16 protein-coding genes are annotated in these 19,456 nt (G+C 67.2%); 5 read left to right on the forward strand and 11 right to left on the reverse strand.

Going from position 1 to position 19,456, the window contains the following annotated elements:
• Nucleotides 1-2: 2 nt before the first annotated feature.
• Genes ACWF0M_RS25850 through ACWF0M_RS25865 form a run of 4 tightly spaced genes read right to left on the reverse strand, consistent with a single transcriptional unit; the run spans nucleotide 3 to nucleotide 3,416 of the window.
• On the reverse strand, nucleotides 3-821 hold the full coding sequence (locus tag ACWF0M_RS25850; protein WP_452238286.1) for a hypothetical protein: 819 nt from the start codon (nucleotides 819-821) through the stop codon (nucleotides 3-5).
• Nucleotides 815-1,960, reverse strand: coding sequence for a galactonate dehydratase (gene dgoD, locus ACWF0M_RS25855; protein WP_452238287.1), 1,146 nt, complete (start codon nucleotides 1,958-1,960; stop codon nucleotides 815-817). Before dgoD ends, ACWF0M_RS25850 begins: the two co-directional genes overlap by 7 nt.
• Nucleotides 1,957-2,682, reverse strand: a complete 726-nt coding sequence (locus tag ACWF0M_RS25860; RefSeq protein ID WP_452238288.1) for a FadR/GntR family transcriptional regulator — start codon at nucleotides 2,680-2,682, stop codon at nucleotides 1,957-1,959. Before ACWF0M_RS25860 ends, dgoD begins: the two co-directional genes overlap by 4 nt.
• An 11-nt stretch (nucleotides 2,683-2,693) precedes the next feature.
• Entirely contained in the window at nucleotides 2,694-3,416 is a 723-nt protein-coding gene (locus tag ACWF0M_RS25865; RefSeq protein ID WP_452238289.1) for an SDR family NAD(P)-dependent oxidoreductase, read from the reverse strand.
• A 127-nt stretch (nucleotides 3,417-3,543) separates the two neighbouring features.
• On the opposite strand from ACWF0M_RS25865, the gene ACWF0M_RS25870 reads away from it, so the two are divergent.
• From ACWF0M_RS25870 to ACWF0M_RS25890, 5 genes are all read left to right on the forward strand, one after another.
• On the forward strand, nucleotides 3,544-4,917 hold the full coding sequence (locus ACWF0M_RS25870; RefSeq protein ID WP_452238290.1) for an ABC transporter substrate-binding protein: 1,374 nt from the start codon (nucleotides 3,544-3,546) through the stop codon (nucleotides 4,915-4,917).
• Nucleotides 4,918-5,003: 86 nt separating this feature from the next.
• Nucleotides 5,004-5,849 carry a carbohydrate ABC transporter permease gene (locus ACWF0M_RS25875; RefSeq protein ID WP_452238291.1) on the forward strand — a complete coding sequence of 282 codons (846 nt, stop codon included), beginning with the start codon at nucleotides 5,004-5,006 and terminating at the stop codon, nucleotides 5,847-5,849.
• Nucleotides 5,846-6,661 carry a carbohydrate ABC transporter permease gene (locus tag ACWF0M_RS25880; RefSeq protein WP_452238292.1) on the forward strand — a complete coding sequence of 272 codons (816 nt, stop codon included), beginning with the start codon at nucleotides 5,846-5,848 and terminating at the stop codon, nucleotides 6,659-6,661. Before ACWF0M_RS25875 ends, ACWF0M_RS25880 begins: the two co-directional genes overlap by 4 nt.
• Nucleotides 6,658-8,676 (forward strand): alpha-galactosidase, encoded by a 2,019-nt coding sequence (locus tag ACWF0M_RS25885; RefSeq protein WP_452238293.1) that lies wholly within the window; start codon nucleotides 6,658-6,660, stop codon nucleotides 8,674-8,676. Before ACWF0M_RS25880 ends, ACWF0M_RS25885 begins: the two co-directional genes overlap by 4 nt.
• 43 nt (nucleotides 8,677-8,719) lie before the next feature.
• On the forward strand, nucleotides 8,720-10,813 hold the full coding sequence (locus tag ACWF0M_RS25890) for an NPCBM/NEW2 domain-containing protein (protein ID WP_452238294.1): 2,094 nt from the start codon (nucleotides 8,720-8,722) through the stop codon (nucleotides 10,811-10,813).
• A 195-nt stretch (nucleotides 10,814-11,008) separates the two neighbouring features.
• Here the strand turns inward: ACWF0M_RS25890 and ACWF0M_RS25895 are convergent, their stop codons facing one another.
• The 7 genes from ACWF0M_RS25895 to ACWF0M_RS25925 form a co-directional block, all read right to left on the reverse strand.
• A complete protein-coding gene (locus ACWF0M_RS25895; protein ID WP_452238295.1) occupies nucleotides 11,009-12,406 on the reverse strand; it encodes a GH1 family beta-glucosidase in 1,398 nt (465 codons plus the stop codon).
• Nucleotides 12,407-12,416: 10 nt separating this feature from the next.
• Nucleotides 12,417-13,415: an ABC transporter ATP-binding protein gene (locus ACWF0M_RS25900; protein ID WP_452238296.1), complete on the reverse strand. Its 999-nt coding sequence runs from the start codon at nucleotides 13,413-13,415 to the stop codon at nucleotides 12,417-12,419.
• On the reverse strand, nucleotides 13,412-14,443 hold the full coding sequence (locus tag ACWF0M_RS25905) for an ABC transporter permease (RefSeq protein ID WP_452238297.1): 1,032 nt from the start codon (nucleotides 14,441-14,443) through the stop codon (nucleotides 13,412-13,414). The genes ACWF0M_RS25900 and ACWF0M_RS25905 overlap by 4 nt, the downstream gene beginning before the upstream one ends.
• A 1-nt stretch (nucleotide 14,444) precedes the next feature.
• Nucleotides 14,445-15,425 carry an ABC transporter permease gene (locus ACWF0M_RS25910; protein WP_452238298.1) on the reverse strand — a complete coding sequence of 327 codons (981 nt, stop codon included), beginning with the start codon at nucleotides 15,423-15,425 and terminating at the stop codon, nucleotides 14,445-14,447.
• A complete protein-coding gene (locus ACWF0M_RS25915; protein WP_452238299.1) occupies nucleotides 15,422-16,438 on the reverse strand; it encodes an ABC transporter ATP-binding protein in 1,017 nt (338 codons plus the stop codon). Before ACWF0M_RS25915 ends, ACWF0M_RS25910 begins: the two co-directional genes overlap by 4 nt.
• A gap of 60 nt (nucleotides 16,439-16,498) precedes the next feature.
• Entirely contained in the window at nucleotides 16,499-18,190 is a 1,692-nt protein-coding gene (locus ACWF0M_RS25920) for an ABC transporter substrate-binding protein (protein ID WP_452238300.1), read from the reverse strand.
• A 172-nt stretch (nucleotides 18,191-18,362) separates the two neighbouring features.
• Nucleotides 18,363-19,424, reverse strand: a complete 1,062-nt coding sequence (locus ACWF0M_RS25925) for a LacI family DNA-binding transcriptional regulator (RefSeq protein ID WP_452238301.1) — start codon at nucleotides 19,422-19,424, stop codon at nucleotides 18,363-18,365.
• Nucleotides 19,425-19,456 lie beyond the last annotated feature (32 nt).

Here is a 19,456-nt window from a genome sequence, read left to right on the forward strand (position 1 = left end):
CATCACACTGGCCTGGCGGACAGCGTCAACCGCCAGGTCAGTTCACCACTCTCCGGCACGACCGCGGCGTCGCCCGGACCGGCGGTCGCCAGGTCGAACACGCGGCCCAGCATCGGCTCGACCCCGAGACTCCGGTACGGCGCATCGTCCGGAAAGCCGCCCTGGTTACGCCACAGCGCGGTGGAGACTGGTTGCCCAGGGCAACTCAACGTCATGGTGAGCTCGGCGCCGCGATCGCGGACCGAGACCGTTGGGCAGTCCACCAGGACGGCGCCGACGGCGGTGCCGTCCGACTCGTCGTACACCGAGAGATCCAACGGAGTTGGCCAACCAGCCGTCACCCAGGGCGCGTCCGGAACCGGGTCGTCGAGGCGCTGCGGGCCGACGGGCCAGGCCCACGGAAGAAGCGCAGCTGCCTCGGGATACAGGCGGCACTCGGTCTCGGGGTGAGCGGAGATGGTCGCGCCGGGCATGCAGTCGAGGAGTGCGTGGGCGGCCCAGATGAAGCGGTAGCCCGCCTGGGCTTGCAGGCGGTAGTCGACGGTGACTGTGTTGGGGCCCGGGGTGAATGTCCTGGTCAGGATCGCGTTGTCGTGGGTGACGGTGGTGTTCCAGGGCTGATTCCACAGACCGCCGTGGTCGGGGGTGCCGCGGACGGTGGGGAAGCATTCGTCCACGCCGCCGGCGTCGACGAAGGTGGCGAGACCGGTACGTGGGCCGGTGATCAGGCCGGGGCCGGCCCAGAGCCACTCGCGACCGGCGAGCTGCAGCGACGACCATCGGCCGCCGTCAGTTGGATCGATCGTGACGACGGTCACCATTCCGCGAACGAGCCGTCTTCGTGGGTCCACACCGGGTTGCGCCAGGCGTGGCCGGTGCGGTCCGCGGCGCGGACGGCCTCCTCGTCGACCGTGATTCCCAAGCCGGGCAGGGGATTCCACTCCGCGTGACCGTTGACCCAGGTGAACGGCGTGGGATCCACGACGTACGACGTGAGGTCGCTCGTCGCGTTGTAGTGGATGCCCCGGCTCTGCTCCTGGATCAGGAAGTTCGGCGTCGCGAACGAGACCTGCAACGACGCCGCCAACGAGATCGGCCCCAACGGGCAATGCGGCGCCAGGAGGGCACCGTGAGCATCCGCGAGTACGGCGATGCGTCGTAGCTCGGAGATCCCGCCGGCGTGCGAGACGTCGGGCTGCACGACCGCAACGCCGGCGTTCAACGGTGCCATGAAGTCGGCCCTGTGATAGAGCCGTTCGCCGAGTGCGACCGGGATGGTCGACGCCTCCACGACCGACGACAGGTGCGCCATCTGCTCCGGCAGCACAGGCTCCTCGACGAACATCGGCTGCAGGTCCTCGACCGCGTGCAGGATTCGCCGTGCCGCGGCGACTCCGACCCGTCCGTGCAGGTCGATCGCGACATCCCGGGAATCTCCCAGCACCGCACGGGCGGCGGCGAGCCGGTTGACAATGTCGTTGATCTCGGCAACGGACGGCGACGTCTGGATCTGCCCGCTGGCGTTCATCTTCACGGCCGTCATCCCGGCCGCGACCTGCTCCGCGACGGACTCACCGATCGCGGACGGTTCGTCCCCGCCGACCCAGGCGTAGACGCGGACCCGATCCCGGACACGCCCGCCGAGGAGTGCTGCGACCGGAGCGCCGTACACCTTGCCGGCGATGTCCCACAGGGCGTGGTCGAGTCCGGCGACCGCGCTGCTGAGCACTGGCCCGCCGCGGTAGAACCCGCCCTTCGTCAACACCTGCCAATGCCGCTCGATCTGCAGCGGATCCTGGCCGATCAGGTACTCCGACAGTACATCGATCGCGGCTCGGACGACCTCGGCGCGCCCCTCGACGACCGGCTCGCCCCACCCGACGACACCGTCGCTCGTCTCGATCCGGCAGAACAACCAGCGCGGCGGAACCAGGAACGTCTCGATCCTCTCGATCTTCACCGGCGCCGCCGCCGGGTCGATCCGCGAACTTCGATGAGGTCTTCGGCCGCCTTCGCGAGCAGTTCCCGCATCGCGAGCTCGGCGCCCTCGGGGTCGTGCGCGCGGACCGCGTCCACGACGCGCCGGTGGCTCGGCACCGGGTCGTCCGACGGCTTCAGCTTGTGCACCAGCCGGTCGCGGTCGGCGAGCCCGGTTTCCATGATCACTTCCATCTTGGTCAGCAGTTCGTTACCCGTTGCCGCGAGCAACGCCCGGTGGAACGCGATGTCCGCGGCCGCCGCGGCGACGTTGTCACCCGCGGATTCCATCGCGGCGAGCGCCTCGTCGAGGGCCGCGAGGTCCGCATCGTCGGATCGCAGCGCGGCCAGCCGGGCCGCGGCCGGCTCGACGATCCCGCGCACCTCGTGCAGCTCCTCGAGCAGCTCGGGGCGGGCGTCGGCGTCCTTGAAGTGCCAGCGGATCATGTCCGCGTCGAGCAGGTTCCAGTCGGAGCGCGGGCGGACGAACGTGCCACGCTTCTGCCGCGCGTCGACCAGACCCTTCGCGGTCAGTACCTTCAACGCCTCCCGGACCGCGGTCAGGCTGACGCCGAGATCTGCCTGCAGTTCGGTCACGTTGATGGTCGCGCCCTCCGGGATCTGCCCGGACAGGATGCGATCCGCCATCACTTCCACGATCTGCCCGTGCAGCCCACGCGACACCCCGCGCTGAATCCCCGTCACACCGCTCTCCCTCATGCCGAGTCCTTCACCGCGGACCATCCGCCGTCGACCACCAGGCTGGTGGCCGTCACGAACGACGCCTCGGACGACAGCAGGAACGCCACCGCCTGGGCGACCTCGTCCGGTTGGCCGAGTCGTCCGAGCGCCGTCGCCTGCGCACTGCGTTCGCGGCCTTCGGCGTCGACGCGGTCCCACATCGCGGTAACGACCGGGCCTGGAAGCACGGTGTTCACCCGGATCGAGTGACCGTACTCGACAGCCAGTTGGCGCCCGAGCGAGATCAGTGCGCCCTTCGTCGCGGCGTACGCCGGATGTCCCGGGAGGCCTGCGATCGCGTGGACCGAGGAGACCAGTACGACGGAGCCGGCGTTCGCTACGAGGTCGTCGTACACGGCCTGGAAACCGAGGAACGCCGCGGTCAGGTTGACGTCGAGCTGGCGTTGCCAGGACTGCGGCGACAACTCGTGGGCCGGCTTCACGTCGACGACGACCGCGTTGCTGACCAGGCCGTCGATCGGGCCGAGCTCGTCGCGGCCGCGGGACCGGACCTCGGCCCAGGTGTCCGGCGACGCGACGTCGCCGACCACGCTGATGGCTTTGCCCGGCACGTCCTTGCAGGGATGTACGTCGACCTGCACGACCTGCGCGCCCTCGGTCAGCGCCCGGTCGGCGCAGGCCGCGCCGATCCCCGACGCAGCCCCGGTCACCACGATCACCCGCCCAGCCAGCCGCACCCGCGCCTCCTCAAGTCACCCCTACCCAAGCACGCAGGCAGGCCCGTTCCAACGATGAACGAGCCATCAGTTGACCGTGACAGGCAGTGCCGCGTCAAGCGATTTGCTCGTAATTTACGAATTAATATTGACACTCGGGACGGCTCGCCGCAAGATCGTCGGCAACAAGGACCAGTACTCGACTGGCATCACCGTCGAGCAGAACTCAGGAGTGGGCATGACGGGTCTGGCAGCAGATCGACGGACTTTCCTCAAGGGACTCGGACTGCTCGGGGCAGCCACCCTGGTACCGGGGTGCGCGACATCGACGAAGAGTCCGGGCAGTAGCAGCGCGCCAACCGGTCAGTTGGCCCTGCAGTCGAACCTCTCCAGCGAGCAGGCGAAGGCCGCGATGGAGAAACTCGTTGCCGCGTACAACAAGACCGGCGGCGCGCAGGTCAAGCTGAACACGGTCGCGTCGGAGATCTTCCGGACCCAGCTCCCGACGTACCTGACCTCGGCGAACCCGCCCGACGTCTACACCTGGTACGCCGGCTCGGTCGCGGACTCGTACGCGAAGAAGGACCTGCTCCTCGACGTCTCGAGTGTCTGGGAGTCGATGGGCAACTACTCGAAGGCGATGCAGACGCTGTCCACGAGCAGCGCCGGGCAGAAGATCTTCGTGCCGACCAGCTACTACTGGTGGGGCATGTTCTACCGGAAGTCGAACTTCGCCAAGTGGGGCGTAACGCCGCCGAAGACCTGGGACGAGTTCGTCGCCGTCTGCAAGACCATTCAGGGCAAGGGCATCCCGCCGATCGGGATCGGGCTCGGCGACACCCCGTGGGTCGCGTCGGCGTGGTTCGACTACCTGAACATCCGGATCAACGGCGCGCCGTTCCACCGGGAGCTGCTGGCCGGCCAGGGGAACTTCACCGATCCGAAGGTGAAGGCGGTCTTCACCAAGTGGCGTGAGGTGCTGCCGTACTTCGACCCGAAGGGGAAGTCGTTCCCGTTCCAGGAGGCGACGTCGGCGCTGCTCGGGGGCAAGACGGGAATGTTCCTGATCGGGACGTTCTTCGCGGACTCGGCGCCGAAGGACGCGCTCGACGACATCGACTTCTTCCAGTTCCCGATCATCGATCCTGCCGTACCCGTGGCCGAAGAGGCGCCGACGGACGGGTACTTCGCGTCGAAGAAGGCGAAGGATCCGGACGGGGTGAAGAAGTTCCTCACCTGGCTGGCGACGCCGGAAGCGCAGAACATCTACGTGCAAAGCTCCTCCGGTACGGCGATTCCCGCGAACCCGGAAGGTAAGTCGGCGGACACCGCGCTGGTGAAGAAGGGCAAGGCGATGATCGAAGGCGCCGCCGAGCTCACCCAGTTCTTCAACCGCGACTCCTCCGACGCCCTCCAGCCGACCGCCGACGCCGCCCTCACCAAGTTCCTCGACAAGCCCGACCAGATCGACAAGATCCTGGCCGACTGGCAGGCAGCCGCCGAAAAGGTCTTCAAGGCGTGACCGCTACAGCTGTGGAACCGCGGAGCCGGACCGGGAACGGTCCGGCTGCGGGGTCACGTCGTACGAAGCCGCGCAGAGTTTCTCCCTTGATCCTCGCGTTCGTGCTGGTGCCGTTTGTTGTTGAGGCTGTCTGGGTGTTCTGGCCTGCTTTGCAGGGGTTCTGGTTGGCGTTGACGAGTTGGGACGGGTTGTCGGCGCCTCGGTTCGTCGGGTTCGGAAACTTCTCCGACATGGTGTCGGATCCGATCTTCCGGACGGCGTTGAAGAACACGGCGATCTGGCTGGTGCTGTTCGGTGGCCTGAGTGTGATCGGCGGCTTCGGCATGGCGCTGCTGCTGCAGCGCGAGCGACGCGGCGTCGGGATCTACCGGGCCGCCCTGTTCACCCCGGTCGTGTTCTCGCTGGTCGTCACCGCGCTGATCTGGCGGGTGTTCTACCAGCCGGATGGACTTGTCGACACGGTGTTCCGATCCGTTGGCCTGGGCAACTTCGTTCGCCCGTGGCTGGCCGACCCGGACACCGCGCTGTACGCCGTGATCGTGCCGGCCCTGTGGCGCCAGATCGGGTACGTGATGGTGCTGTACCTGGCCGGCCTGAAAGCGGTCGACCCCGTGCTCTACGAGGCCGCGAAGGTCGACGGCGCGTCCGCCTGGCAGCGCACCCGGTACGTCACCATCCCGCAGCTCAAGGGCGTCAACTCCGTCGTCCTGTCGGTGATCGTGATCGACTCGCTGCGGTCCTTCGACATCGTTTGGTCGATGACGCGGGGCGGTCCGTACCACTCGTCCGAACTGCTCAGCACCTACATGTACTCGACCGCGTTCCAGTCCACCCAACTCGGCTATGCGTCAGCGATCGCCGTGGTGATCTTCCTGCTCGCCCTGGCCGTCATCCTCGGGTACCTCATCCGCGCGTTCCGGGAGGAAACATGATCAGGCGCGTGGGGTACCACGTCGCGATGAGCGTCGTCTCCTTCCTGTGGGTCGCGCCGATCCTCTGGGTGATCGTCATCTCGTTCCGCAGCTTCGACGACGTCGCGGCGAACGGGCTCGGATCGCTACCGCATTCGTTCACGTTCTCGACGTACAAGTCGGCGTGGGAGGACGCGGACGAGTTCCGGGCGCTGATCAACAGTCTCCTGGTGACGATCCCGGCCGTGCTGCTGAGTCTCGGGCTGGCGTCGATCGCGGCGTACGGGCTGGCGCGGTACTCGCTCCCGTTCCGGCGGACGATCCTGTTGCTGATGTTGATGGGGAACCTGTTGCCGCCGCAGATCCTGCTGATCCCGATCTCCCGGTTCGTGGAGTTGATCGGGTACTACGACACGCTGATCGCACTCATCGCTGTGCATGTCGGGTTCGGGCTCGGGTTCTACACGTTCGTGCTGCACGGGTTCATGCGGGATCTGCCGCGGGAGATCCAGGAGGCGGCGACGATCGACGGGGCCGGGCCGGGGAAGATCTACTCCGCGGTGATCCTGCCGCTGACCCGTCCGGCGCTAGCAGCGCTAGGGGCGCTGTCGTTCACGTGGATCTTCAACGACCTGCTGTGGTCGATCACGGTTATCCGCTCCGGCGAGAAGATGCCGGTCACGCCGGCGCTGCTCGGTCTGCAAGGCCTGTTCGTGTCGTCGTGGAACGTGATCGCGGCCGGCACGGTGATCGCGGCGGTGCCGACGGTCGCGGTGTTCCTGCGGTTCCAGAAACACTTCGTCGGTGGGCTGGCGATCGGAGCGGTTAAATGAGGACCTGGACCTTGCGCGGTACGACGACCTCGTACGTCGTCGGCGTACCGGATCATGGTCAGTGGGCCCAGTTGGTTGCCTGGGGTCCTGGTCCGATGCCAGTTGCGGTGGTCGGCACAGAGCATTTCGTCCCGCGCGCGGACGTGGAACCCCTCGAGTACGCCGTTCGCGGAGTCCGGTACACGTCTCCGGTCGATTTGGTGATCAGCGGACCGGACGGTTCAGACGAGCTTCGCCCGCGATTCACCGGTGTGGTTGGGAAACAATTCGTCGCGGAGCACACAATTGTTTCCCCGCCGCGGGACAGCGCGCTGGAGTTGGCGTTCGTGGATGAGGTGCGGGCGGTGCGGCTCGTGCTGCACTACCGCGTGGTTGGGGATGTGGTGGAGCGGTGGGTCTCGGTGCGGAACGACGGGTCGGACGAGTTGACGCTGCATCGGCACGATTCGGCTGGGTTTGTCGTGCCGGTGGGGAACACCGTGAACTACTTGTGGGGCGAGTGGAACAGCGAGTTCCAGCAGGCTTCGGTGACGCTTCCGCGCGGCCGGTTCACGATCGGGAGCGCGCAGGGGATCACGGGGCATTCGTACTCGCCGTTCCTCGCGACCGATGGGGATGTCGCGTACGGCGTACAGCTGGCGTGGTCCGGGTCGTGGGAGATGTCCGCCGACGTGGACACGACCGGACTGCTGCGGATCCAGGCGGGCCGTACTTCGTCGGGCTTGGGTCTGCGGCTTGAACCGGGCGAGACGTGGGTGTCACCGAAGGCCGTCGGTGCATGCAGTGCTGAGGGCACCGACGGGTTGGCGCGGGTGTTTCACGAGTACGAGCGGACCGCGTCGCGAAAACGTGTTCCGAAGGTGCTCTACAACTCCTGGTTCGCCACAGAGTTCGACATCCGCGCCGAGCATCAGCTCGAGCTTGCGCGCCGGGCGGCGGGCATTGGGGTCGAGACGTTCGTGGTGGACGACGGGTGGTTCGTCGGGCGGTCCGACGACACCGGCGGGCTGGGGGACTGGGAGGTCGATCCGGCCAAGTTCCCCGGCGGGCTCGACGCGTTCATCGGTCAGCTGAAGGACCTCGGGCTGGACTTCGGCCTGTGGGTGGAGCCGGAGTCGGTCAGCCCGTCGTCACTGTTGGCGGCCGAGCATCCCGAGTGGATTTTGCGTACGCCGGGGCGCGATCCGATCCTGATCCGCAACCAGCTCCTGCTCGATCTGAGCCGGGACGACGTGGCGGAGTTCATCTGGAGCACGCTGGATCGCCTGCTGTCGTCGTACGACATCACTTATCTGAAGTGGGACGCCAATCGGCCGCGGTTGGACAGTGGTGACCAACGTCGGGACCTCGATGGTCGAGTGGTTGCCAACCTCTACGAGATCCTCGAGAAGATCAGGGCCGAGCATCCGCAGGTGTCCGTCGAAGGGTGTGCGGGTGGCGGTGCGCGGGAGGATCTCGGGATGGCCTCGCGGGTGGACACGTTGTGGCCCAGTGACAACACGGCTGCGCTGGATCGGCTCAGGATTCAGGAGGGGTTCCGGACCGGGTTCGCGCCGCACCTGATGAGTTCCTGGGTGACCGATGCCGTTGGCACCCATGACGGTCGGGAGCGGTCGCTCGATTTCCGGTTCCACGTTGCGATGGCCGGCGTACTCGGGATCGGCGCGGATCTCTCACGCTGGACCGACGACCAACTGAAGACGGCAGCACGCCATATCGAGCAGTACAAGGGCTTTCGAGAGTTGATTGCCTCTAGCTTGGTCTACGGGCTGACGGCCGGCGTGCAGTACGTCGGCGCGACGCGGTCCGTGGTGTTCCTGTGGGAGACCGGCGACGGCAACGTGCGCGGCACGCTGCCGACCCGGCCGCGGCGGGTGCCGCTGGCCGGGCTGGATCCGGCGAAGAACTACCGGGTAGGCAACGAGACCTACCCGGGCAGCTACCTGCTGCAGGTCGGGGTCGTGTTCGACGACTCCGCCGACTCGCACTGCCTGGTCGTCGAGCTTCTCGACTGACCCCGTTCCGCTCAACGACAGTGCTTTCTTGAAGGGATGAAAGATGAGGAGATTTCTGGGTGGGGTGATCGCGGCGGCCCTGGTGGCCGGCACGATCGCGACCATCACGTCCCCGGCGGTGGCGGCCCGAGCCACCAGCACCGGTGCGGTGGCGGCTCAGGCCTCCGCACCGGTGCTCAGCGCCACGCCGTACCAGGGCTGGAACACGTATTACGGGCTCGGTGGCGACTTCACCGAGGACACGATCAAGTCGGTCGCGGACTCCTTGGTGAGCCGCGGCCTCGCGAAGGCCGGCTACGACATTGTGTGGCTGGACGGCGGCTGGCAGGCCGATCAGTCCCGCAGCGACGCCGGTGATCTGGTGCCGAACCCGGCCAAGTTCCCGAACGGGCTGAAGCCGCTAGTCGACTACATCCACAGCAAGGGCCTGAAGGCCGGCATCTACACCGACGCCGGTCCGTACATTCCGGGCAGGTGCGGTCTCGGCAGCGGTGGGTACTACCAGCGCGACGCGGATCAGTTCGCCGCCTGGGGTTTCGACGCGGTCAAGGTCGACTACCTGTGCGGCATCGCGGCGAATCTGGACCCGAAGACGGTCTACACCGAGTTCGCCCAGGCGCTGCGCAACAACGCCAGCCACCGGCCGATGATCTTCAACCTGTGCAACCCGGTGACGTCGCCGGACTGGGGCAACTACCCGGAGTCGCAGCAGTCGATCAACTCGTGGTCGTACGCGCCGGGGATCGCGCAGTCGTGGCGTACGTACACCGACGTCGGGTTCCAGGGCGACATCAAGTTCAAGGACGTACTGCGGAACTACGACGCGAACGCGCGGCACCCGGAGGTCGTGAAGCCGGGCGCGTTCAGCGATCCGGACTACCTGGCGCCGGAGCTCGGGATGAGCGACGAGGAGTTCCGTACGCAGTTCACCCTGTGGGCGGTGGCCGCCGCGCCGCTCGTCATCGGCAGCGACATCCGCAAGCTCAGCGCGACGACGATCGGCATGCTGACCGATCCCGACGTACTCGCGATCAACCAGGACAAGGCCGCCGTACAGGCCGTCCGGGTCGGCGCGGCCGGTACGACGGAAACGTGGGTCAAGCGGCTCGCCGACGGCAGCCGTGCCGTCGTACTGCTCAACCGGGGCGACAGCGCGAAGACGCTGACCACCACCGCGTCGGCGGTCGGATTGAGTGGTGATCGATTCACCCTGAAGAACGCCTGGAACGACAAGGTGACGGAGAGCGGCGGCGTGATCAGCGCGGCGGTTCCGGCCCACGGTACGGCGCTCTTCCGCGTGCAGCCCGCCCGTGGCGTGCCGGGTATCCCGCACGTGACGGCAGGCATTCCGCAGGTGACGAAGGTCGGCACGGACGATCAGCCCGAAGGCGTCGCGCCGGTGGTTGCCGGCGGCGACGAGCTGACCGTGCAGGTTGCCGTCCGCAACGACGGACTGCAGCCGGTGTTCGACCCGGACGTGACGGTTGCCGGTGGCACCGGCTGGACGGTGAAGTCGTTGTCCAAGGCGCCGCGCCTCATCGAGGGCGGTGCGCAGGCGACCTTCACGTTCACCGCCACGCTCCCGGCCGGCGCCCCACCCGGCACCGCGAGCCTGACCGCAACGACGACATACCAAACCGTACGGTATGGAGTGCAGCGGCAGACGACCGTGCTGTCGCCGGTGGTTGTCGCGCCGGTGCCGCCGAGCGGGACTGTGCCGTTGTCGCATCACCAGTGGATCACCGCGACCAGCGGCTGGATGTCGCCGACGATCGACGAGAGTGTCGGCGGCGGCAACCCGATCAAGCTCACCGGTACGACGTACTCCACCGGAATCGGGGTCGCCTCGCCGTCACTGATCCGGTACTACGTCGGAAAGGCGTGCTCACGTCTGACCGGCACCGTCGGCATCGATGACGTGGTCGGCAACGTCGGTCCGGAGGGTGGTACGTCGACGTTCCAGGTCGTCGGCGACGGAAAGGTCCTGTTCGACAGCGGCATCGTCGACCGCTTCACGCCGAAGCAGTTCGACGTCGACCTGACCGGCGTACGCGTCCTCGACCTCCTCGTCGGCGACGCCGGCGACGGCGGCTACAACGACCGCGCCGACTGGGCGGCCCCCACCGCAACCTGCTGACCCCCCAACCCCACTTTGAGCACCACCCAACCGTTTCGCGACCCGATTTCTGGTTGGTGCGTGCTCAAAGTGGGGCCAGGGGACCTCGGTGGACTTGAGCCAGGTCCAGGTGCGACGCCGCCAGGTCGGGGATTGCCAGGCCAGGCGGACGCGCTGACCGCCGCGCGCGCCCGGCGCGTCGCGCGAGACCCGCGTCTACCGCGTTCGGTGTTGCTCGGCCAGGTTTTTCAGGTACAGCGCGCTGGCTTTGGCGGTGCGTTGTTGGGTTTCGTAGTCGACTCGGATGATGCCGAAGCGTTTTACGTAGCCGTAGGCCCATTCGAAGTTGTCCAGCAGGGACCAGGCGAGGTAGCCGCGGATGTCGGCGCCTTGGGCGATGGCGTCGGCGACGGCGGACAGATGGGAGGTGAAATAGGCAGTGCGGTCGGTGTCGTTGACGAAGCCATCGGAGTCGGGGACGTCCTCGAAGGCGGAGCCGTTCTCGGTGATGACCATCGGGAGGCCGGGGTAGTCGCGGGCGATGCTGAGCAGGAGGTCGGTGAATCCCTCCGGGACGATCTCCCAGTCCATCGCGGTGCGCGGTTTGCCGAGCGGTACGTCGCGGCTCACCGGGAGTCCGTTCGCGTCGACGGTGCTGCCGTCCTCGGCGTACCCGGTGAACTTCTGGCTGAAGTAGTAGTTCACCCCGAGTACGTCGATCGGCGCCGCGATGATCTCCAGGTCGCCGTCCTGGATCGGCAGCTCGACGCCTTCCCGCGCGAGGTCCGCGACCACGTCGGCCGGGTAGTGCCCGTGCACCAGCGGGTCGAGGTAGATCCGCCGCCCCATCCCGTCCGCGCGCCGCGCCGCGTCGACGTCCGGCTCCGCATCGGAGGCGGGGTACGCCGTCGCGACGTTCAGCGTGATGCCGATGTCGAGCTTGCGCGGTGACGCCTCGCGCATCTGGGAAGTCGCCAGCCCGTGCCCGAGCAGCAGATGATGTACGGCGGCCAACGCTGCCGGGTACTCGCGCCGCCCCGGAGCGTGTGCCCCGTACGCGTACCCGAGCATCGCCGAGCACCACGGCTCGTTCAACGTCGTCCAGGTGTTGACCCGATCCTTCAACGCATCGAACACCAGCATCGAGTACTCCGCGAACCGGTACGCCGTGTCGCGCACCGGCCAACCGCCCGCGTCCTCGAGCTCCTGTGGCAGGTCCCAGTGGTACAGCGTCACCCACGGGTCGATGCCCTGGGCAAGCAGCTCGTCGACGAGCCGGTCGTAGAACCCGAGCCCGGCCGGGTTCACCGGGCCCTTGCCGCGCGGCTGCACCCGCGGCCACGCCACCGAGAACCGGTACGTGTCCAGACCGAGGTCCTTGATCAGGGCAACGTCTTGCGGCATGCGGTGGTAGTGGTCGCAGGCGATGTCACCGACGTCGCCGTTGTCGATCGCTCCCGGCACCCGGCAGTACGTGTCCCAGATCGACGGCGTGCGACCGTCCTCCGCGATCGCACCTTCGATCTGGTACGCCGACGTCGCGACTCCCCAGCGGAATCCGGACGGCAGCCCCGCGACCAGTTCGGCCGCCCCCGCGACTGATGGTGTGCTCATATTCGCCCTTCTAAGCGGTGCGGCCAGGAAGCCAGCACGCGACGGAACGGGTGGGATCGTTGCGGGCCGAGGGGATCCCGAGGACCGGGATCTCGGTGGAGCAACGGTCGAACGCCTGCGGGCACCGTGGGTGGAACGAGCAGCCGGACGGCATGCCGCGCAGGTCCGGCGGTGAACCGGGGATACCGGCCAGCTCGCGCCGTTCGCCGCGGAGTGCGGGAAAGGACTTGAGCAGACCTTCGCTGTAAGGATGGAGCGAGTCCGTGTACAGCTCCTTCGAGCGGGCCTCCTCGACGATGCGCCCGCCGTACATGATCGCGATCCGGTCCGAGAACTCGACCAGCAGCGACAGGTCGTGGGTGATGAACAGCACCGAGAAGCCGAGCCGCTCGCGGAGTTCGACCAGTTGCGCGAGGATCTGCCGCTGCATCACGACGTCCAGCGCGGTCGTCGGCTCGTCCATGATCACGACCTGCGGCTCGAGGACGAGCGCCATCCCGATCATCACCCGCTGCCGCATGCCGCCGGACAGCTGGTGCGGGTACGCGTCCATCCGGTCCGCGGAAATCCCGACGAGTTTCAGCATTTCCTGAGCCCTGGCGATCCGGGCTTGCGGGGACAGTTGCGGCTCGTGCGCCTTGATCACGTCGAGCATCTGCGTCGAGACCTTGTGCACCGGGTTCAGCGAGTTCATCGCCCCCTGGAACACGATCGACGTCTCGGCCCAGCGGAATTTCCGCAGTTCCGCGTCGGTCAGCGTCATCACGTCGTACGCGTCGCCCGACGGCGGGTGGTAGACGACCGACCCGCCGCTGATCACGCCGGGCGGCGGCAGCAGGCGCGTCACGCCGTACGCCAGCGTCGACTTCCCGCTGCCGCTCTCGCCGGCCAGCCCGAGCACCTCGCCGCGGTGCAACGTCAGCGTGACGTCACGCACGGCTTGCACAGCCGAGTCACCGAGGCCGTAGTCGACGTGGAAGTTCTTGATCTCCAGCACCGGCGCCTTCACGCGACCTCCTCCTGCTCACGGCGTACGACGGGCGTCACGGGCTCGCGCGACGACGAGAGGACCGGCGTGAACCCGACCCGCATCCGGACTGAATGCCCGTCCTTGGTCTTGACCCGGGTGTGACCGCTCGAACGCAATCGCGGGCTGACGAACTCGTCGATGCCGAAGTTGATCAGCGACAGCGCCGTACCGAGGATCGCGATCGCCAGACCGGCCGGGACGAACCACCACCACGCGCCCTGGGCCAGTGCCTGCTGCGATTGCGCCCAGAACAGGATGGTTCCCCAGTTCCACTCGGAGATCGTCGAGATCCCGATGAAGGCCAGCGTGATCTCTGACATCACCGCGAAGATCACCGTGCCGACGAAACCGGACGCGATGATCGCGGTCAGGTTCGGCATGATCTCGAACGTGATGATCCGCCAGGTGCTCTCACCGGTCGCCCGCGCGGCCTCGACGTAGTCCCGCCGGCGCAAGGACAACGTTTGCGCCCGCAACACCCGCGCCCCCCACGCCCAGGAGGTCAAACCGATGACCAGGGCAACCATCAGGTCGCCGGCCGACGGGATCGTCGACGCGACGATGATGATCAGCGGGAGTGCCGGAATCACCAAGAAAACGTTGGACAACGCGGACAGGCTGTCGTCCGCGGCGCCGCCGAGGAAGCCCGCGCTGACGCCGATCAGGATCGACAGCGTGGTCGCGACCAGGCCGGCCAGGAGGCCGACGAACATCACGCCGCGGGTGCCGACGAGCACCTGGCTGAAGATGTCCTGGCCGAGGTGCGTCGTACCGAACCAGTGCTTGCCGGACGGCGGCTGGATCAGGTCGCTGCTGCGGGCGGACGGGTCGAACGGCGCGATCCACGGGCCGATGATCGCGATCAGGCAGAAGAACGCGAGCACGACCAGACCGGTCGCGGCTTTCGGGTTCGCGACGAACCGCAATCGGCGGCGCTTGGCCGGAGCGACCGCGACCTCTGGGCCTCCCGGCGTCACCGCGGTGATGGTGCTGGTGGGTGCGGACACGTCAGCCTTCCTTCCGGGTACGCGGGTCGAGGAGCAGGTACGCGACGTCGGCGAGCAGGTTGGCCACCAGGACCGACAGCGTGATCACCAGGAAGACGCCCTGCATCAGCGGGTAGTCCTTCGCGCCGACGGCCTGGAACAGGTTGTAGCCGATGCCCGGGTAGGAGAAGACGATCTCCACCAGCAGCGTGCCGCCGACGATGAAGCCGAGCGAGAGCGCGAAACCGGAAACGTTCGGCAGCAGCGCATTCCGGGCCGCGTAGCTGACCATCACCCGGCGCTCGGGCAGGCCCTTGGCGTGCGCGACGGTGATGTAGTCCTCGGAGGCCACCGTCACCATCATGTTCCGCATGGTCAGGATCCAGCCGCTCACCGACGAGATCAGGATCGTGACCGCCGGCAGCAGGCTGTGCTGTACGGCGCTCCAGATGAACTCGGCGTTCCACGACGGAACCAGCCCTGGTTCGTAACCGCCCGACGACGGGAAGAAGCTGTTCGGTCCGGCGAGCAGCGTGATCGCCAGCAGACCGAGCCAGAAGTACGGGATCGACGACAGGAATGTTGTCACCGGCAACAGTCCGTCCATGATCGAGCCGCGCCGCCAGCCGGCCAGCACGCCGAGCGACGTACCGATCATGAAGCTGGCGAACGTGGTGATGCCGACCAGCGCGATCGTCCACGGCAGGCTCTGCCGGAGGATCTCCGACACCGGGGTCGGGAAGAACGTGAACGACAGCCCGAGGTCGCCGCGGAACACCTGGCCCCAGTAGTCGACGTACTGGCTCCAGATCGACGCGTTCTTGTCCAGGCCGAACAGCACGTACAGCGAGTTGATCGCGTCGGTGCTCATCTGGCCCTGGAACTTGTTGATCAGCGACGTCACCGGGTCGCCCGGGATCAGTCGCGGGATGAAGAAGTTGATGGTCAGCGCAGCCCACGCCGTGAAGACGTAGAACGCCAGCCGTTGCATGAGGAACTTCATCGCGAAACCGCCCCCTCTTCGTAGAGCCAGCAAGCGGCCCAATGGCCCTCGGCCGGCAGCTCGAAGCGAGGCGGAAGATCGGTCGAGCACTTCGGCATCGCGTGCACGCAGCGCGGATTGAACCGGCAGCCGGACGGCGGCGCGATCAGGCTGGGCGGTTCGCCGCCGGCCTGGTCCTCCGGCGTACTCAGCTGACCGAGCCGATCGGGGTCCGGCGCGCTCTCGATCAGCAGCCGGGTGTACGGGTGCGCGGGGTTCTGCGTCACGGTCTCGGAGTCGCCGCCTTCGACCATGCGGCCGGCGTACATCACCAGCGTCTCGTCGGCGAAGTACCGGGCCGACGCGATGTCGTGGGTGATGTAGAGGATGGCGAGATTGAGTCGTTCCTTCAGGTCCCGCAGGAGGTTCAGTACGCCGAGGCGGATCGACACGTCGAGCATCGAGACCGGCTCGTCGGCGAGCAGCGCTTCGGGGTCCGCGCCGAGCGCGCGGGCGATCGACACGCGCTGCCGCTGGCCGCCGGAAAGTTCGTGCGGAAACTTGTCGAGATAGCGTTCCGGGGGAGTGAGCTGAACCTGTTCCAGCAACGAGCGCAGGTTCTCCTCGAGGTCGCCCGCGCGCCCGTGAATACGAAGTGAGCGAGTCAGGTGGTACCGCACGGTGTGCGTCGGGTTCAGCGAGGCGAACGGGTCCTGGAAGATCATCTGCACCCGGCGCGCGTACGCACGGAACTTCCGGCCGCCGCGCACGGTGATCGGCTCCCCGTGCAACCGGATCTCACCGCCCGTGCGCCCGTACAACTGGGCCAGGAGCCGCGCCACCGTCGACTTGCCCGAACCGGACTCGCCGACCAGCGCGGTCACCCGGCCCCGGCGCAGCGTGAGCCTCACGTCGTCCACCGCGTGCACGGCCTTGTGCTCGCGGGTGAACAGGTCGCGGACGCCCCGTCGTACCGGGAAATGCTTGGTGAGGCCCTCGGCCTCCAGAACAACCTCGGTCTCGGTGACCGTCATCAGACTCCCATCGTGGCACCGCGGCGCCAGGGGACAGTCCCCGGCGCCGCGGTCCCGGTGTCACTGGCCGCCGGCGGGCTTCAGGTTCAGGATGATCTGCAGAGCGTTCTGCTGGGTCGGCTGCGCCGGCCCGTACTGGTTCTGCTCGTCGGGCCAGCCGACCCAGTTCTTCGTGCTGTAGAGACCGCCGACGTTGGACGCCGAGGTGGGGATGATCGGCATCTGCTCGACCATGATCTTCTGCAGCGTGTTCAGCGCAGTGGTCCGCGTCGCGTCGTCCGCGGCGTTGGCGTACTCGTCGAGCGCCTTGGTCGCCTCCGGGCTGTTGAACCGCCCGTAGTTGCCGCTCACGCCGCCCTTGCCGACCGGCTTCAGGATCTTGCCGTCCATGATGTTCTGGTAGATGTCGTACGGCGTCGCGCCGCCGTTGGTCCAGTGCATCGCGGCGTCGAAGTTGCCCTCGTCGATGTTCTTGAACCAGGCGTCCTGGTTGGCCTTGTCGATGGTCGCCTTGATCCCGATCGTGGACAGGTTGTCCTTGATGATCTCCAGGTCGGTCTGGTAGTCCGACCAGCCGGCCGGGTCGGTGAGCGTGATCGTCACCGGCTTGCCGGTCGGGTCCTTCAGGACGTCGCCCTCGAGCTTGAAGCCCGCGTCGGACAGTTCCTTCCTCGCGCCGTCGAGGTCGACCGAGTGCTTCTTGTCCTTGTAATCCGGCGCGATGAACGACTCACCCGCCGGCGTCGGGATACCGGTGACGGATTCGACCTTCGGGTAGAAGTAGCCGGCCTCACCCTGCTGGAAGATGTCGTCGCGGTTGATCACCAGGTTCATCGCCCGCCGCAGGCCTGCGTTGTCGAACGGCTTCTTGGTGGTGTTGATCCACAGACCGTGGATGCCGAGGTTCGCCGGAAACCAGAGCTTGTGGTTGGCCGGGTCCTTGTCCTGGTAGACGGCCTTCACGTTCGGGACGAAGACGAAGCTCCACTCCGACGCGCCGTTGGCCAGCGCGGTGGTCTGCGCGTTGTTGTCGTTGTACGACGTGTACCGCAGCTCCTTGACCTTCGGGAGGTCCTGCCAGTACGAGTCGCGCAACGTCAGCGTGGTGGTCTGCGGGGTGAACGACTTCACCGTGTACGGACCGGTGCCGATCGGGCTCTTCAGGGTGTCCTGGCTCGGGTCCTTGATCGTCGACCACTGGTGCTTCGGGATCACGAACACGGTCAGGATCTTGTTCTGGTTGGTGAACTGCGACCGGGTGAAGGTCAGATCGACCTTGTTGCCGGACGCGGTGATCGTCCCGTACGGGATCGCGTCGGAGTTGAGGCCCTCGTTGTCCTTGCGGATCTGGAACGAGTACGCCACGTCGTCGGCGGTCATCGGCTGGCCGTCGGAGAACTTCACGCCGTCGCGGACCGTCAGCGACAGCTTGGTGTAGTTGGCGTCCCACTTCCACTCGGTCGCCAGCCAGGGCTTGCCGGGTTCGGTCGGCTTGATCCCGTTGATCATCACCAGCGGCTCGAAGATCATCCAGCGGTAGCCCAGCGAGGCGCCCGAGGAGGAGCCGAGGAACGGGTTGTGGTTCTCGGTCTGCGGACCGTTCGGCATGCCGATGTTCAGAACGGTCGCGGCGGTGCCCGATCCGTTGTTCCCGGAGCTGCCGGACTTCCCGTCCCCGCTGCTACAAGCAGCCAGAGCGGCTGCCGCGAGCAAGCCCGTGAGGGCCAGCGCGACTGTACGTCGTGCTCGCATCGGTTCCTCCTGTGTATCTGTTGGCGGATGCTCACGCCTGAGCCGCGTGAGCAGGTGCATCGTGGCGTGAGAACGCTCTCATGGGAAGAGCGGACGCCTTAACGGATCGGTATCGAGGGGTACGCCGGCGGCGGGACAGGGGCAGCTGCCCCGCCACCGGAGTCCTGATCCGCTACGTCCGAAGAACTGGTGGGACGTCCCTCGAGTTCTTCGGACGCAAGCGGTGGGGAATGGTGACGGGGGCGGTTGAGCTGCGGACGACGAGGGTCGTCGGCAGCACCTGCGGGGTCTCCGGCAGCGGCGTGCCGCCGAAGTACCCCATCAGCATCCGGGCCGCGGCCTGACCCATCTGGCGCATCGGCTGATGCACCGTGGTGAGTGGCGGCTCGGTGTGCTCGGCGTACGGGATGTCGTCGAACCCGACCACCGACACGTCGTTCGGCACGTTCCGCCCGGTCTCCCGGACGGCCTGGATGGCACCGCCGGCGGAGAGGTCGTTGTGGGCGAAGATCGCGTCGAACTCGAGTCGCTCGTCGAGTGCGTGCTGGACGCCGCGGCGCCCGCTCTCATGGGTGAAGTCACCCTCGAACACGAGTCTCGGGTCGAGCTCGATCCCGGCCTCCGCGTAGGTGTCGCGGAAACCGTCCAGGCGTTCGTGGGTGCAGCCGAAGCGTTCGACGCCGGTAATCACCAGTGGCCGGCGACGACCGAGCTCCAGCAGGTGCCGGGCGGCGGATTCGCCGCCGGCGTAGTTCGTGGTGGCGACGGACGGGAACTGCGGGCGCTTGTCGCGGTCGTCGATCAGGACCACCGGCAGACCTCGCGCATGGAGTTGCTCGATGTAGGTGAGCGTGCCCTCCGGCTCGATCACCAGCAGGCCGTCGAACGACTGGGCCGAGACCTGGGAGGCGAACTGCTGCATGGATTCCGCACCTCGGTTGAAGGTGAACAGCAGCAGCCCGTAGCCCTCGCTCTCGACCACGTCGACGGCGCCCTGCAGCACCTCGCCCATCCAGGGCCAGGTGAGCGAGGGGACCAGCATCCCGACGATCCGGGTCCGGCCGCGGGCCAGGCCGACCGCGCGGGCGCTCGGCACGTACCCGAGCTCGGCGATCACCTGCCGGACGCGCTCGGCGGTGCGCAGATCCAGCTCACCCTTGCCGTTGAGGACGCGTGACACGGTCGTCTTGCTGACACCGGCACGGGCCGCGACATCGGCGATCGTGATGGACACGCTGACTCTCCCCTCGGGCGGTCGGGGTCGGA

Source organism: Kribbella sp. NPDC055110 (assembly GCF_053607525.1).